Consider the following 15,304-nt stretch of genomic DNA (forward strand, 5'->3'; position numbering starts at 1 on the left):
GGGACGGATCCGGCAATAGGATTCTGGCGCCGTCACCACCCCCACCTCAGGAGCCTCAGGAGGACGCATGGCCCGTCCGCTCATCGGGATCACGAGTCACCTCGAACCGGCGCGCTGGGGGGACTGGGTCAGGGAGGCCTCGATCGTGGCAACCCCGTTCCTGCGAGAGGTCGACCGCGCCGGGGGCCTGCCCGTCGTGCTGGCCCCCGTCCACCCGCGCGGGATCGCCGACCTCGCCGAGCGCTTCGACGGGTTCGTGTTCACCACCGGCGCGCCCGTGGGCGCCGGGGCGGGCGGCCCCGAGTCCCCCTCCGGCGACCCCGACCCGGACCCGCGGCGCGACCGGTTCGAGATCGCGCTGGTCCGCGCGGCCATGGCCGCGGGACGGCCGTTCCTGGCGATCGAGCGCGGAGTCCAGGTCCTGAACATCGCGGCGGGCGGCACCCTGCTGCCCGACCAGGAGCACGGCGCCCCCTCCCGCCTGGCCGACACGGACGTGACGATCAGCGCGACCAGCGCCCTGGGCCGGGTCCTGGGCGACCACGCCTCGGTGCGCCGCGCGCACGGCCCCGGTGTCAACCGGGTCGGCGCCGGACTGGCGCCGGTCGCCTGGGACGGGTCCCAGGCGGTGGAGGCGCTGGAGGTGGCGGGCCACCCCTTCGGAGTCGGGGTGCGCTGGCGGCCCGAGGAGGGCGGCGACCGCCGCCTGTTCGAGACGCTGGTGGCCCGGGCCGGGTCCTGAGCCGCGGGACGGCGTCCGGGCAGGCAGCGGCCTCTCCCGTATCGTTGCCCCGGTAGGCTCGGGACAGGGGAAACGGGGAGGTGAACATGGCGGTCTCGACGGACGTCGGGGACTCCGCGGCGGACCGGGTATGGACGGTCCCGAACGTGATCAGCATGGTGCGGCTGCTCGGAGTACCGCTGTTCCTGTGGTTGGTCCTCGGCCCCCGGGCCGACCTGTGGGCTCTGGCGGTACTCGCCCTGGCCGGGCTGTCGGACTGGCTCGACGGCAAGATCGCCCGGGCCTGGAACCAGACCAGCCGCCTGGGCACGCTGCTGGACCCGATGGCGGACCGGCTCTACATCTTCGCCGCGCTGCTGGGTCTGGTCGTGCGGGACGTCGTCCCGTGGTGGCTGATGGCGATCCTGGTCCTGCGCGACGCGCTCATCGTCGGCGCGCTGCCGATCCTCCGGCACTACGGTTACGGACCACTCCCGGTCAACTTCGCGGGCAAGGCCGCCACGTTGTGCCTGCTCTACTCCTTTCCGCTGCTGTTCCTGGCGGGCTATTCGGGAACTGTCGGTTATGTGGCGCAAATCGTGGGTTGGGCTTTCGCGATCTGGGGAACGGCTATCTACTGGTGGGCCGGATTGCTGTACACGGTCCAGGGGCTCCGGCTGATCGCAGAAAGCCGGACCCTTGACCACGCCCCCGCGGCCGGGACCCGGCCCGGGGCGCGGACGGAAGAAGAGCCGGTCGGTGATCCCGACGCGATCGAACGCGGTGCACAGGCGTGAGGGCACGCCCGCCGCGCGGCCGGTGACTCCGGGCCACCGCCTCGCGACTATGAAGGGAGCGACATCCCCACCATGAGACCCCGCGCCATGGCGGTTCGCCGAACATCCCCCGGGGCTTGGAGGTGGCCGCGATGAAGGCCGTCGTGATGGCCGGCGGAGAGGGCACCCGTCTTCGCCCTATGACCGCCAACCAGCCCAAACCACTGCTGCCGGTCGTCAACCGGCCGATCATGGAGCACGTGCTCCGCCTGCTGAAACGGCACGGCTTCGATGACACGGTCGTCACCGTCCAGTTCCTCGCCACCCTGATCCGGAACTACTTCGGGGACGGCGAGGAGCTCGGGATGAACCTGCGCTACGTCGCCGAAGAGGTGCCGCTCGGCACCGCCGGAAGCGTCAAGAACGCCGAGGAGCACCTCAAGGGAGAGCCGTTCATCGTCATCTCCGGCGACGCGCTCACCGACATCGACCTCTCGGACATGGTGCGTTTCCACCGGGAGAACGGCGCGATGGTCACCATCGGGCTCAAGCGGGTCGCCAACCCGCTGGAGTTCGGGATCATCATCGTCGACGACGACGGCCGCGTGCAGCGGTTCCTGGAGAAGCCGACCTGGGGCCAGGTCTTCTCCGACACCGTCAACACCGGCATCTACATCATGGAGCCCGAGGTCCTGGACCAGGTCGCCGCGGGCGAGAACGTCGACTGGTCCAGCGACGTCTTCCCCAGGCTCCTGGAGGCGGGCGCGCCTCTGTACGGCTACATCGCCGACGGCTACTGGGAGGACGTGGGCACCCACGAGAGCTACCTGAGCGCCCAGGCCGACGTGCTCTCGGGCAAGGTCGACGTGGAGATCGACGGCTTCGAGGTGTCCCCGGGGATCTGGATCGCCGAGGGCGCCGAGGTCGACGTGGACGCGGTCCTCAAGGGCCCGCTCTACATCGGCGACTACGCCAAGGTCGAGGCGGGCGCGGAACTGCGCGAGTACACCGTGCTGGGCAGCAACGTGGTGGTGCGCTCCGAGGCGTTCCTGCACCGGGCCGTGGTGCACGACAACGTGTACGTGGGCACCGGCACCAACCTGCGCGGCTGCGTCATCGGCAAGAACACCGACATCATGACCGGCGCCCGGGTCGAGGAGGGCACGGTCGTCGGTGAAGAGTGCGTCATCGAGTCCGAGGCCTACCTCGCCAACGGGATCAAGGTCTACCCGTTCAAGACGATCGAGGCGGGCGCGGTCGTCAACACCAACGTCATCTGGGAGTCCAAGGGGCAGCGCTCGCTGTTCGGACCCCGCGGCGTGTCCGGGCTGATCAACGTCGAGATCACCCCCGAACTCGCCGTGCGCCTGGCCAGCGCGTACGCCACCACCCTCAAGAAGGGCGCGGTGGTCACCACCTCCCGGGACGTGTCCCGGGCCGCGCGGGCGCTCAAGCGCGCGGTCATCAGCGCGCTCACGGCGGGGGCCATCAACGTGCTGGACCTGGAGGCCGCGCCGCTGCCGATGGCGCGCTTCCACACCTCCCAGTCGGGGGTGAGCGGCGGGATCGCGCTGCGCACCACACCGGGCGACCCGCAGTCGGTGGACATCGTCTTCCTCGACTCCAGCGGAGCGGACCTGTCCCCGGCCGCCCAGCGCAAACTGGAGCGGGTGTTCTCCCGGCAGGAGTACCGCAGGGCCTTCCCCGGCGAGATCGCCGAGCTCTCCTTCCCCTCCAGGGACGTCGAGGTCTACGCGCACGAGATCCTGCGGCGCGTCGACGTCTCGGGGGTGGACGAGGCCGGTCTCAAGGTCGTGGTGGACTGCGCGGGCGGCACCGGATCGTTGATCCTGCCGTCGCTGCTGGGCCGGATCGGCGCGGAGGTGCTCACCGTCAACAACCGGCTCGACGAGGCGTCGCCCACCGACACCCTGGCCAGGCAGATGCGCGACCTGCAGCGCCTGGGCGAGCTGGTGGCGTCGTCCCGGGCCGACTTCGGGGTCCGGTTCGACCCCGTGGCCGAGCGGCTGCAGCTGGTCGACGGCAACGGCGAGCTGGTCGACAACGAGCGGGCGCTGCTGGTGGTCCTGGACCTGGTGGCGGCCGAGCGGCGCGGCGGCAGGGTGGCGCTGCCGGTCACCACGACCCGGGTCGCCGAGCAGGTCGCCAACTTCCACGGCGTCCAGGTGCAGTGGACGCCCACGGCCACGGACGAGCTCACCAAGGCCGCGCTGGCGGACGACATCGTGTTCGCCGCCGACGGCCGGGGCGGGTTCATCCTGCCGGAGTTCTCCCGCACCAGCGACGGAATCGCCGCATTCGTACGCCTGGTCGGACTGGTGGCACGCACTAAGCTGTCGCTCAGCCAGATCGACCAGAGGATCCCTCAGGCGCACCTGCTGCGCCGTTCGGTTCCCACCCCTTGGGCGGTCAAGGGCAGCGTCATGCGCGAGGTCGTCGAGGCCGCACAGGGCCGCGAGATCGACACCACCGACGGGGTCAGGGTGATCGAGCCCGACGGGTCCTGGGCGCTGGTGCTGCCCGACACCGCCGAGGCGGTCACCCACCTGTGGGCCGAGGGCCCCGACGGGGACACCGCCCAGCGGTTGCTCGAGGAGTGGGCGGCCGTGGTCGAACGGGCGGAGGGCTGACCTGAGCGGGAGCGCGGGGCGGCGGAGCTGCGCCGACCCGCGCTCCCGCTGTCCGCGGCGTCCGATCCCGGACGGAAACGGGAGAGGACTTCCAGCACGGCGTAGGTGCGGATGCCGTGCGGATATGGTTTAGAGTCGAGTGCTCCTGGTGTAAGAGATGGTGAAAAAGGGGCGATTACGGGGGATGGGAAGGTGTAGGGTGCCCGACCTGACGCGGAGGTCGGACAACGCAGTTTCCAAAGACCCGTGACTCACCGAACCGAAACAAGGACCGCCCCGTGCGGTAGGAGGCCGAGCCGACCTATGTCGAGCGTTTACTGCACGCAGTGCGGTCACGCCGTTGCGGATGATGCCCGCTTCTGCTCCAACTGCGGTGCCCCCGTCAGCAAGTCCGGAGGGGACGCGCCGCAGCCGCGCGAGCGCCGCGATCACGTCGGCGAGACGACGTCCACGATCTCCATCAGCGGTATCCAGGCCCTGGAGGCCGAGGCCGACGGCACCGACGAGGTGGGCCCTGACGCGGCCGCCGTGGACGCGCTCCCCGCGGGCACCGCGCTGCTGGTGGTCAAGCGCGGCCCCAACGCGGGCAGCCGCTTCCTGCTTGACAAGGACGTCACCACCGCGGGGCGCCACCCCAACAGCGACATCTTCCTGGACGACGTGACGGTCTCCCGTCGGCACGTGGAGTTCTACCGGCGCGGCGGATCCTTCGGGGTCCGCGACGTGGGCAGCCTGAACGGAACCTACGTCAACCGGGAGCGGATAGACGAGGCCGAGCTCGGCGGCGGCGACGAGGTCCAGATCGGCAAGTTCCGCCTGGTGCTGCTGACCAACCCGCGGCGGGGCTGACCCCGCCGCCGACGCCGTCGGGGCGCCCGGCCCGTGGGGAGCGTCCCCGCCGGTCCCGGCGCCGGTGCCGTGTCCGTTCGGACGGCGCCGGCGCCGGGACCGCCGCAGGGCCGGGACCGGTCCGAGAGCGCCCCCGCCCCAGGTTTGCGCGGTCCCCAAGCCGGAGAGCCTTGTTAGGGAGGACCGCTGGCGGTCATGCCCTGGACAGGTGTGGGCGAGTCCCGGCGGTGTACCGTGAAGAACGGAGCAGAGCGCACTCTGGCGTGTGCCCCTCCGAACGCGACGAGTCGTGGGACGGAGCCGCAGTGAAGCACATGGAGGTCGTCGGCGTCCGAGTCGAGATGCCCGCCAACCAACCAATTGTCCTGCTCAAGGAGACGGACGGGGAACGCTACCTCCCCATCTGGATCGGCGCGGTGGAGGCCACGGCGATCGCTCTGGCGCAGCAGGGCGTCAAACCCGCACGCCCACTCACCCATGACCTCTTCCGCGACGTGCTGGAGGCCCTGGACACCACCCTGGCCACGGTGAACATCACCGCGCTGGAGAACGGCATCTTCTACGCCGAGCTGGTGTTCTCCAACGGCGTGGAGGTCAGCGCCCGGCCGTCGGACTCGATCGCCCTGGCGCTGCGCACCGGCACGCCCATCTACGCGCGCGAGGACGTGATCGAGGAGGCCGGGGTGCCGATCCCGGACGAGCAGGAGGACGAAGTGGAGCGTTTTCGCGCGTTCCTGGACAACATCACCCCTGAGGACTTCGGCCGGACGACCTGATCCCGTGCGCCGGGCCGGCCGTCCGCGCCGCGCGGAGCCGGGCGGGCGGGCCAACCCGGCAAACACCGTGCGCGACGCGCCGGGGGCTGTCGTTGACGCTGTCCATGCCACCGGCTTACCGTCATTGGTGAAGCAACCTGCGGTGTCACGCGTTATCTCCCCTTGTCAAACCGCCGCAGGCCAAGGAGCCGGAGGTTCGGCGTGGCGGTTATCAGCGGCAAGCAGCAAGCCTCCGACCACAGGAGGTCAGCCGTTCGGTTGGCCGGTGAGCAGGGCCTGCTGTGCGAAGAGGACGTAGTGGGGCTGCCGATGGACGTCGGTTACCGAGGTCCCGCGGCCTGCGCGGCCGCGGGGATCACGTATCGCCAGCTCGATTACTGGGCGAGGACCAAGCTGGTCGAACCGAGCGTCGGCGTGTCCGCGGAGAAGGGCGACGCGCAGCGCCTGTACAGCTTCCGCGACATCCTCGTCCTCAAGGTCGTCAAACGGCTGCTGGACACCGGTATCTCCCTCCAGCAGATCCGCACGGCGGTCGACCACCTGCGTCGGCGGGGGACCGCGGACCTGGCCCAGATCACCCTGATGAGCGACGGCGTGAGCGTGTACGAGTGCACCTCGCCGGACGAGGTCGTGGACCTGCTGCAGGGCGGCCAAGGAGTGTTCGGGATCGCGTTGGGGCGCGTCTGGCGCGAGCTGGAGGGCAGCCTGGGTGAACTGCGCGGCGAGGCCCTGTCCGAGGACGAGGCGCGCTCGGCGGACCCGCACCCGGGAGACGAGCTCGCCCGGCGCCGCCGCCAGCGCCGCACGGGGTGAACGGGTGAACGGGGCGGAGCGCGCGGCGTGTGACCCGTGTCTCGTATAGGTCGTCGAGTACCGAAAAGCGCAGTTCAGTACGATGGGGCTGCGGGCCCGGCCCGCAGCCGTTTGACACCGCACGGGAGAGACCCCGCAGCCGAGGCTGCACAGGGCGCCGACGGGGCAAGACTCCCCAGTAACCTCTCAGGCACCAAGGACCGTGTGGATAGGCACTCTGGAACACGACGGAGCGCGTGGGCGCAGCCGTGAGTGACAGAGGGGGAGACCAGGAGCAAGCCGCTCGTCGGCCCAGCGACCAGGAGGTCTCCGAATGCCTGACCAGCCCGTCCGTCCGCTCCGCGCCCCCGCCGCGCTGTTCGCCGACCGGCACATCGGTCCCGAGCCGGACGACCGCGCCGCGATGCTCCGGACCGTGGGACACGCCTCCACGGCGGAGCTGATGGCGGCGGCCGTACCGGAGAGCATCCTGTCCGCCCCCGGCGTCCCCGCGCGGCTGGACCTGCCCGAGGCCGCGGGCGAGTCCGAGGCGCTCGCCGAACTGCGCGCGCTGGCCGACCGCAACCGCGTGCTGGTCTCCATGATCGGCCAGGGCTACTACGGCACGGTGACGCCGCCGGTGATCACGCGCAACATCCTGGAGAACCCCGCCTGGTACACCGCCTACACCCCCTACCAGCCGGAGATCTCCCAGGGGCGCCTGGAGGCGCTGCTGAACTTCCAGACCGTGGTCGCCGACCTCACCGGGCTGCCCGTGTCGGGCGCGTCGCTGCTGGACGAGGCCACCGCCGCCGCCGAGGCGATGACCCTGGCCAGGCGCGCCACCAAGGGCGGGAGCTCCACCTTCGTCGTGGACTCCGACGTGTTCGGCCAGACCCTGGCGGTCCTGCGCACCCGCGCCGAGCCGCTGGGCATCGACGTGGTGGTCGCCGACCTGTCCCAGGGCCTGCCCGAGGGCGACGTCTTCGGCGTGCTCGTGCAGTACCCGGCCGCCGGCGGCGCCGTGCGCGACCCGCGCCCGGTCATCGAGGCCGCGCACGAGCGCGGCGCGCTCGCCGTGGTCGCCGCCGACATCCTCGCCCTGACGGTGCTGCGCAGCCCCGGCGAACTGGGCGCGGACATCGCGGTGGGCTCCACCCAGCGCCTGGGCGTCCCCATGAGCTTCGGCGGCCCGCACGCCGGATACATGGCGGTGCGCCAGGGCCTGCAGCGCCAGCTCCCCGGCCGCCTGGTCGGCGTCTCGGTGGACTCCGCGGGCAGACCCGCCTACCGCCTGGCCCTGCAGACCCGCGAGCAGCACATCCGCCGCGAGAAGGCGACCAGCAACATCTGCACCGCGCAGGTGCTGCTGGCGGTCATGGCCGGGATGTACGCCGTCTACCACGGGCCGCTGGGGCTGCGCGCGATCGCCGAGCGGGTGCACGAGCGCACCGCCGCACTCGCCGAGGGCCTGCGCGCCCTGGACGCGGAGGTGCTCACCGACTCCTTCTTCGACACCCTGCGGGTGCGGGTGCCCGGCCGGGCCTCCTCGGTGGTCGAGGCGGCGCGGGAGCTGGGCGTCAACCTGTTCCCCGTGGACCAGGACACCGTCGGCGTCTCCTGCGACGAGACCACCACGCCCGAGCACGTCGCCCTGGTGCTGCGCGCCTTCGGCGCCCAGGGGGCCGTGAGCCCGGCGGCGTCCGGCGCGGCGCTGCCCGCCGGACTGGTCCGGGAGGTGGACTACCTGGAGCACCCGGTCTTCAACACGCACCGCAGCGAGACGTCGCTGCTGCGCTACATGCGGCGCCTGGCGGACAAGGACCTGGCACTGGACCGGACCATGATCCCGCTGGGGTCGTGCACGATGAAGCTCAACGCCACCGCCGAGATGGAGGCCGTCACCTGGCCCGAGTTCGCCGGCCTGCACCCGTTCGCGCCGCTGGACCAGGCGGCCGGGCTGGTCCGCGTCGTGCGCGACCTGGAGCGGTGGCTGGCCGAGGTCACCGGCTACGACGCGGTGTCCCTGCAGCCCAACGCCGGGTCGCAGGGGGAGTTCGCGGGGCTGCTGGCCATCCGCGGGTACCACAGGGCGCGCGGGGAGGAGGGCCGCGACGTCTGCCTGATCCCCAGCTCCGCGCACGGCACCAACGCCGCCAGCGCCGTCATGGCGGGCATGCGGGTCTCCGTCGTGGCCTGCGACGACAACGGCAACATCGACCTTGCCGACCTGCGCGCCAAGATCGGGAAGGCCGGTGACGCGCTCGCGGCGCTCATGGTGACCTACCCCTCCACGCACGGCGTGTACGAGGACACCATCACCGAGGTGTGCCGCCTGACGCACGAGGCGGGCGGCCAGGTGTACGTGGACGGCGCCAACCTGAACGCCCTGGTGGGCTGGGCCAAGCCCGGCGAGTTCGGCGCGGACGTCAGCCACCTCAACCTGCACAAGACCTTCTGCATCCCGCATGGCGGCGGCGGTCCGGGCGTGGGCCCGGTGGCGGTGCGCGCGCACCTGGCCGGCCACCTGCCCAACCACCCGAACCAGACCGAGGCGGGCCCCTACGCGGGCGTGGGCCCGGTCGCGGCGGCTCCGTTCGGCTCGGCGGGCGTCCTGCCCATCTCCTGGGCCTACATCCGCATGATGGGGGAGGAGGGCCTGCGCGCGGCCACCGAGACGGCCGTGCTGGCCGCGAACTACGTGGCGAAGCGGCTGGAGCCGTACTACCCGGTGCTCTACACCGGCGCGAACGGCCTGGTGGCGCACGAGTGCATCATCGACATCCGGGGCCTGCAGAAGCGGACCGGGATCTCCAACGACGACGTCACCAAGCGGCTCATCGACTACGGCTTCCACGCGCCCACCATGTCCTTCCCGGTGCCGGGAACCCTGATGATCGAGCCGACCGAGAGCGAGGACCTCGCCGAGCTGGACCGCTTCGTCGACGCGATGATCGCCATCCGCGGCGAGATCGACCGGGTCGCCGAGGGCTCCTACGACCGCGAGGACAACCCGCTCAAGAACGCCCCGCACACCGCGGAGGAGCTCACCTCCGACGACTGGAAGCACGCCTACACCCGGGCCGAGGCGGCGTACCCGCTGCCGAGCCTGCGCCGGTCCAAGTACTGGGTTCCGGTGGGCCGCGTCGACCAGGCCTACGGCGACCGCAACCTGGTCTGCGCCTGCCCCCCGCCGGAGGCGTTCGGGGAGTAGCCGGACACGGCGGCGCCGCCCCTTCGCGGACGGGCGGCGCCGCGTGTGCCCGTGAACGGGGTAGGAAGAAGAGCGGTTGGGAAAGTGTCGTCGTGATGTGACAGGGTGTGATGGTCGATGTCCGACCCGGAGGAGCCGCAGATGCCGACGCTCGCACCCGAAGCCGCCAGGACGGCGAACATCACGGGCTCGGGTTCGCCTGGCCTCTTCACGAGGCTCGACAGTCTGCCCGAGACCAAACTCTGGCAGGCCGAGAGCTTGGACGGGGAAACCATCACCTTGTCGCCCACACCTGTCGGACGCCACGGCCGCAACGTCCGCGAACCGGAGCGCCGGCTCGCGCCGCACCTTCCGGAGGAAGCGACTACGAGACGTACCTTGAGATCCGGATGCACGGTCTGCAGCGCAGTGTGATCCCCGATCTCTTCGTCGCCCCCGAGAAGGTACCGGACACCCCAAGCACTGGATCGGCCCCGAGAACGTGCTGCTGGTCGCGGAGGTGACGTCCAGGAGCAACGCCGGTGCCGACCGCGAGGACAAGCGCGAGATCTACGCCCGGGCGGGGATTGAGTTCTACCTGTTGATCGATCCGTTGCTCAACCGGGTCACCCTGCACACCAACCCTGAGGGCGTCGACTACAAGGACCGGGTGATCCGCAATTTCGGGGAGGGGTTGGCCATCCCCAAGCCGTTCGACTTCACCCTGGACACGTCCGGGTTCCGCGCGTACTGACCAGGCCCCGCGAAGGGGAGCGGTCCTTCCCGGCCGTGCTCCTCCCCGGAACGGACCGGCCCCGTGCCCCCCGGGAGGAGCGGTAGCGGCTAGTCTCCGAGACGAGCCTTCGCCCCCTCGGCCAGAAAGCAGCGTATGACCGCGACGCCCGGAACCCCCGTATCCGATTCCGCAGCCGGTGACGCGGAGGCCGCGAGCCTGTGCGACCAGGCCAGGGACCTGGCCGAGGCAGGGCATCTCGAACGCGCGGCGGCCGTCTACGAACGCGTCGTGGCCGGGACCGCCCCGCGCCACCGGGCGCGGGCCGCGCTGGGGCTGGCGGTGGTGCGCGAGCGGGCCGGGGACGCCGAGGGGGCGCGGCGCGCCGACGAGACGGCGGTCGCCACGGGCCACCCCGAGTTCGCGCCGCGCGCCGCCTACCACCTGGCGCTCCTGCACGAGAGCGCGGGGCGGGCGGCCGACGCCGCCGACGCCTGGAGCGCGGTGCTGGACTTCGGCAACGAGCGCTACCTGGGCGCGGCCCACCACGGGCTGGCCCGCCTGGCCGAGGAGCGCGGCGACCCTGACGCCGCGCGCGGGCACTGGCAGCAGGCCCTGGACGCGGCCGCCGACCCGGCCGCGGTGGCCGAGACGGCCCGGGACTACGCCGAGCGCCTGCTGGCGCGCGGCGCGGCCGCCGAGGCGGCGGACGTCATCGCCCAGGGGCTGCGCGCCCGGGAGAGCCCCGCGCTGCGGGTGCTGCTCGGCGCGGTCCACGTGGAGAGCGCCATCGCCGAGTTCGGCGCGGCCGCCGACGGGGCGGACGGGCTCGACGCGGGCACGGCCGCGGTCGCCCACGAGCTGCTGGCCCGGCTGCTCGCCCTGCGCGGCGACCCCGGCGCGGCCGAGCGGGTGTGGCGCGACGGGGTGGCGCACCGCGACGCCGAGGTGGCGGCCGGGGTCCGCTCCCGGTTGCGGCGCGGGTTCCTCGAACCCGACGCGGAGGCCGTGGAGCAGGCCGGCGGGGCCGCGGAGGCGCCGTGGTGGGATCCCTACCTGGAGGCGGCGGTGGCCCAGGACAGCGCTCCGATGCTCACGGGGGAGCTTTTCGTGGCGCTCAGCCGGATCCACGGCCGCCTGGCGGTGCCGTACGCGAACGGGCGCGTTTCGGCCGCGGAGCTGCGCGCCGCCGTGGAGGAGGCGCTGCTGACCCCGAGCGAGTACGTGTGGGGGCGCGCGCTGCACGACGACTTCCGCGAGCGCCTGCGCCGCGCCTCGGGCGGCGGCGCCGACGTGCTGCCCGAGGGCTGGCCCGACCGGGAGCGCTGAGCACACCCCGGATCCTCCCCGCCGATCGTGGCCTTTCCGGGGTCTCGACCACCTCCGAGACCCCGGAAAGGCCACGATCGGCGGGGAGACCACCGCGTCAACGCCCCAGCACGTCCCGGGAGAGCCGGTCCGCGCGGCGCACCGGTTCGCAGATCCGGTACCGGGGGGAGGCGCGCAGCACCAGTTCGCAGGCGGCGTCCAGGTCCACCCGGTGGCCGACGGAGACGTACACCGGCTTGACCCCGTCCTGCACGCGCAGGCAGCGGCCGACGACCTCGCCGTCCGCGCGCAGTTCGGTGACGGACCCCCGTTCGGGGGCCGGCGGCGCGGCCTCTCCCACGAACGCGGTCTTGGCCGCGCCCAGGACCGGCCGGTCCAGCAGCACGCCCAGGTGGCAGGCGAGCCCGAAGCGGCGCGGGTGCGCCAGGCCGAAGCCGTCGCAGACGTAGACGTCGGGTTCGGAGGCGAGCCGGCCCAGCGCCGCCAGCAGCGGGGGCAGCTCCCGGAACGCGAACAGCCCGGGAACGTACGGGAACGCCGGCTCGGCCCGCTCCGTGGCCGTCTCCACGACCTCCAGCGTCCGGGCGTCCAGCACGACCGCGGCGGCCACCACCGCCGACTCGGTGTAGCTGACGTCCAGCCCCGCCACCAGGCGGACCCCGTCGGGGTCGAGCGGCTCCACCCGCACCCGCGGGGCCAGGCGGTCCTGCAGGGCGCGCGCCTCGGCGGGGTCGTCGGGCCAGAGCCGCTCGGCGGCCAGTTCCGCGATGACGTGCGGCATGAGGGTCCAATCGGGTCGGTGGCACGGCCCGATCAGGTTCCCACGCGCTCGGCGTCCTTCGCCCGCCGGGACGGGGACGACGCCTCCAGGACACCCCAGACGGCGACAACGGTGTTGATCACCGTGAACACCGCCAGCGGCTGGTAGAAGCCCAGCAGCGCCCCGGTGCGCTCGGCGTCGCCGACGTACCAGACCAGCGCGGTGAGCACGGCGGCGCCGATCGCGGCGGCCAGGACGCCGCGCAGCCAGGCCACCGCCTCGTACCGGACCTTCAGCGGGCCCGAGGCGGGGGCCTTGGGCGGAGGGGGGCCGCCCGCGAACCGGTGGGCGAAGCGCGCGTCGGCCCAGCGGACGAGGCTGTGCCCGTACGCCACCGTGAAGCCCAGGTACAGCACGCCGATCCCGTGGCCGAGGTCGGCGTGCCCGCCCGAGCGCAGGTGCAGGGCGATGATCGCGAGCAGCGCCACGTCCAGCACGGGGACCAGCAGGAGCAGCAGGGTGCTCAGACGCCGGGCGCGCAGCAGGTAGCGGGAGGCCAGACCACCCAGCAGCAGCACCCAGAACAGCACCTCGCAGGCCAGGATCGCGGTCACGATCATCGTTCGTCCCCTTCCCGTCGTCGGACCCTCCCACTGTGTCGCGCGGGCCCGCCGCGGCGCGTCGGCGCAAGGGACGACCCGGTCGTACTTCCTTGGAGGGACGAACCCGTGTCGCGGCCGTGCTGTGATGGAGCCGTGCGACTAGCGTGGTTGAAGCCGTTGGACCGGGAGGTCCTGGGCGGTTGGTCCCGTCTGGGCAGTCTCCTGTGGGCGTTGGCCCACCTGGCGTTGGGCGTGCCGCTGCTGATGGCGGGCGCGTACGTCCACCGGCCCGGTGTGGAACCGATCTGGCTGATGGGAGGGCTCGCCCTGGTCTGCGCGGGGGTGACGCTGCGGCGGACCCTCCCGGGCACCGGGCTGGTGGTGGGCACGCTGGGGCTGGCCGTGGACACGGTCCTGCTGGGACCCACGTCGGCGGCGTTCATCACCTACGGCGACCTGCTGTACGCGGTGGCCGTGTGGGGCCGGGGCCGGATCGCGTACGGCGTTTTCGCCCTGGTCGCCGTCCTCGGCGTGGTGGTGTGCGTGGTCGGCGGCTACCTCCTGTACACGGGGGCCCTGTCCGGGGGGATGCTGAACCTCATGCAGCTCGCGGGGCTGTACGTGCTGGTGTTCGTCACGCCGATGACCACCGGGTTGAGCGTCCGCGAGCACCGCAGCCGCGCCGAGCTGGAGCGCGAGCGGGCCCACCAGATCATCCGGATGGCCGAGCTCGACCGCGGCAGCGCCGTCGCGGAGGAACGCGGCCGGATGGCCCGCGAGCTGCACGACGTCATCGCCAACCACCTGAGCGCGGTGGCGGTGCAGTCCACGGCGGCGCTGTCCATGCGCGAGTTCGACGCCGAGCGGGTCCGGGACGTGCTGCGGGTGGTGCGCGACAGCAGTGTGCAGGGCCTGGCCGAGATGCGCCGGATGATCGGGGTGCTGCGCGCCGACGACCACCCCGAGCTGGAGCGGGTCACCCCCCGTCTGCGCGAGGTGGAGCGGCTGGTCGACGGCGCCCGCGCGGCCGGACTGGAGGTGGCGGCCGACGGCGTGGCCGAGGTCGGGGAGCTGCCCGCCCAGGTCGACGCGGCCGCCTACCGGATCGTGCAGGAGTGCCTGACCAACGCGCTGAGGTACGCCGAACCCCGGCGGGTCCGGATCGCGGCGCGGTGCCTGCCGGTGGGCGCCGACGGTGCGGGAACGCTCGTCATCGAGGTGGAGAACCCCGTCGAGCCGAGGCGCGTCGCGGCGGACGGGGAGGGCCTGGGCGCCGGGTGGGGCCTGACCGGGATGCGTGAGCGCGTCGGCCTGCTGGGGGGCGTGCTCGACGCGGGCCCCGACGGTGCGGGCCGCTGGCGGGTGCGCGCCGAACTGCCGTTGGAACGTTCACGAACGGAAGAGGGGACGACCGCGTGATCAGGGTCGTGGTGGCCGAGGACCAGGGGGCCGTGCGCTCGGGCCTGGTGATGATCCTGGAGTCCGCGTCGGACATCGAGGTGGTGGCCGAGGCCGCGGACGGGCAGGAGGCGGTGGCGCACGCCCGGCGGCTGCTGCCCGACGTCGTCCTGATGGACGTGCGCATGCCCCGCAAGGACGGCATCACCGCGACCCGGGAGCTGGCCGGGACCGGGGTGGACGTGCTCATCCTGACCACCTTCGACCTGGACGAGTACGTGTTCGGCGCGCTGCGCGCCGGCGCGGCGGGCTTCCTGCTGAAGAACATCGAGGCCGGGGAGCTGGTCGAGGCGGTGCGCACGGTCGCCCGGGGGGAGGGCATGATCGCCCCCGCGGTCACCCGCATGCTCATCAACGAGTTCGCCGCGACCGGGCCGGGCCCGGGGGCGGCGGACTCCGGGGTGATCGACGCGCTGACCCCGCGCGAGCGCGAGGTGCTCGCCTGCGTCGGCGAGGGGCTGTCCAACCAGCAGATCGCGCGCCGCCTGCATATCACCGAGACCACCACCAAGACCCACGTCAGCCGCATCCTGGCGAAACTCGACCTGCGCAGCCGGGTGCAGGCGGCCATCCTCGCCCAGGAACTGGGCGTGCGCTGACACCCCGGTCGTGGCCGCCGCAGGGGTGCGGCGGCGGGCGGGAGGATCCCCGGTCCCGGTGGAGG

Annotated in this window: 13 protein-coding genes and 1 riboswitch; of the genes, 11 read left to right on the plus strand and 2 right to left on the minus strand. The window is 72.6% G+C overall.

Going from position 1 to position 15,304, the window contains the following annotated elements; translation table 11 throughout:
• Positions 1–67: 67 nt before the first annotated feature.
• The 9 genes from EV190_RS08360 to EV190_RS08400 all read left to right on the plus strand — a co-directional run bounded on the left by EV190_RS08360 (position 68) and on the right by EV190_RS08400 (position 11,820).
• Complete coding sequence (locus tag EV190_RS08360) at positions 68–742, plus strand: gamma-glutamyl-gamma-aminobutyrate hydrolase family protein (RefSeq protein WP_133740895.1); 675 nt, start codon at positions 68–70, stop codon at positions 740–742.
• Positions 743–828: 86 nt separating this feature from the next.
• Complete coding sequence (locus EV190_RS08365) at positions 829–1,518, plus strand: CDP-alcohol phosphatidyltransferase family protein (protein ID WP_133740896.1); 690 nt, start codon at positions 829–831, stop codon at positions 1,516–1,518.
• A 131-nt stretch (positions 1,519–1,649) separates the two neighbouring features.
• Positions 1,650–4,148 (plus strand): mannose-1-phosphate guanyltransferase, encoded by a 2,499-nt coding sequence (locus tag EV190_RS08370; RefSeq protein WP_133740897.1) that lies wholly within the window; start codon positions 1,650–1,652, stop codon positions 4,146–4,148.
• A gap of 303 nt (positions 4,149–4,451) precedes the next feature.
• Entirely contained in the window at positions 4,452–4,997 is a 546-nt protein-coding gene (locus EV190_RS08375) for an FHA domain-containing protein (RefSeq protein WP_133740898.1), read from the plus strand.
• A 305-nt stretch (positions 4,998–5,302) separates the two neighbouring features.
• Complete coding sequence (locus EV190_RS08380; protein ID WP_133740899.1) at positions 5,303–5,773, plus strand: bifunctional nuclease family protein; 471 nt, start codon at positions 5,303–5,305, stop codon at positions 5,771–5,773.
• Positions 5,774–5,974: 201 nt separating this feature from the next.
• Positions 5,975–6,586: a MerR family transcriptional regulator gene (locus EV190_RS08385; RefSeq protein WP_133740900.1), complete on the plus strand. Its 612-nt coding sequence runs from the start codon at positions 5,975–5,977 to the stop codon at positions 6,584–6,586.
• A gap of 112 nt (positions 6,587–6,698) precedes the next feature.
• Positions 6,699–6,799, plus strand: a riboswitch (glycine riboswitch).
• A 100-nt stretch (positions 6,800–6,899) separates the two neighbouring features.
• The gene (gene gcvP / locus EV190_RS08390) at positions 6,900–9,779 is read left to right on the plus strand and encodes an aminomethyl-transferring glycine dehydrogenase (RefSeq protein ID WP_133740901.1); all 2,880 of its coding nucleotides are present in this window, start codon (positions 6,900–6,902) and stop codon (positions 9,777–9,779) included.
• A 481-nt stretch (positions 9,780–10,260) separates the two neighbouring features.
• A complete protein-coding gene (locus EV190_RS08395; protein WP_166655415.1) occupies positions 10,261–10,512 on the plus strand; it encodes a Uma2 family endonuclease in 252 nt (83 codons plus the stop codon).
• A gap of 135 nt (positions 10,513–10,647) precedes the next feature.
• Positions 10,648–11,820 (plus strand): hypothetical protein, encoded by a 1,173-nt coding sequence (locus EV190_RS08400; RefSeq protein ID WP_133740903.1) that lies wholly within the window; start codon positions 10,648–10,650, stop codon positions 11,818–11,820.
• Positions 11,821–11,917: 97 nt separating this feature from the next.
• Here EV190_RS08400 and EV190_RS08405 read toward each other — a convergent pair whose 3' ends face one another.
• Together EV190_RS08405 and EV190_RS08410 are read right to left on the minus strand one after the other, a co-directional pair.
• The gene (locus EV190_RS08405) at positions 11,918–12,601 is read right to left on the minus strand and encodes an endonuclease V (protein ID WP_133740904.1); all 684 of its coding nucleotides are present in this window, start codon (positions 12,599–12,601) and stop codon (positions 11,918–11,920) included.
• 32 nt (positions 12,602–12,633) lie between these two features.
• Positions 12,634–13,200: a hypothetical protein gene (locus tag EV190_RS08410; RefSeq protein ID WP_133740905.1), complete on the minus strand. Its 567-nt coding sequence runs from the start codon at positions 13,198–13,200 to the stop codon at positions 12,634–12,636.
• A 135-nt stretch (positions 13,201–13,335) separates the two neighbouring features.
• Between EV190_RS08410 and EV190_RS08415 the strand changes: the two genes are divergently transcribed.
• Entirely contained in the window at positions 13,336–14,601 is a 1,266-nt protein-coding gene (locus tag EV190_RS08415; protein ID WP_243742437.1) for a sensor histidine kinase, read from the plus strand.
• Entirely contained in the window at positions 14,598–15,239 is a 642-nt protein-coding gene (locus EV190_RS08420; RefSeq protein ID WP_133740906.1) for a response regulator, read from the plus strand. The genes EV190_RS08415 and EV190_RS08420 overlap by 4 nt, the downstream gene beginning before the upstream one ends.
• The last annotated feature ends 65 nt before the right edge of the window (positions 15,240–15,304 follow it).

The sequence above is a fragment of the Actinorugispora endophytica genome, assembly GCF_004363075.1.
Lineage (GTDB): Bacteria > Actinomycetota > Actinomycetes > Streptosporangiales > Streptosporangiaceae > Actinorugispora > Actinorugispora endophytica.

What these genes read in the sequence shown, in the direction of transcription:
- EV190_RS08400 (WP_133740903.1), top strand. Translation starts at nt 10,648, where the DNA reads ATGACCGCGACGCCCGGAACCCCCGTATCCGATTCCGCAGCCGGTGAC.
- EV190_RS08375 (WP_133740898.1), top strand. Translation starts at nt 4,452, where the DNA reads ATGTCGAGCGTTTACTGCACGCAGTGCGGTCACGCCGTTGCGGATGAT.
- EV190_RS08410 (WP_133740905.1), bottom strand. Translation starts at nt 13,200, where the DNA reads ATGATCGTGACCGCGATCCTGGCCTGCGAGGTGCTGTTCTGGGTGCTG.
- EV190_RS08360 (WP_133740895.1), top strand. Translation starts at nt 68, where the DNA reads ATGGCCCGTCCGCTCATCGGGATCACGAGTCACCTCGAACCGGCGCGC.
- EV190_RS08365 (WP_133740896.1), top strand. Translation starts at nt 829, where the DNA reads ATGGCGGTCTCGACGGACGTCGGGGACTCCGCGGCGGACCGGGTATGG.
- EV190_RS08405 (WP_133740904.1), bottom strand. Translation starts at nt 12,601, where the DNA reads ATGCCGCACGTCATCGCGGAACTGGCCGCCGAGCGGCTCTGGCCCGAC.
- gcvP (WP_133740901.1), top strand. Translation starts at nt 6,900, where the DNA reads ATGCCTGACCAGCCCGTCCGTCCGCTCCGCGCCCCCGCCGCGCTGTTC.
- EV190_RS08370 (WP_133740897.1), top strand. Translation starts at nt 1,650, where the DNA reads ATGAAGGCCGTCGTGATGGCCGGCGGAGAGGGCACCCGTCTTCGCCCT.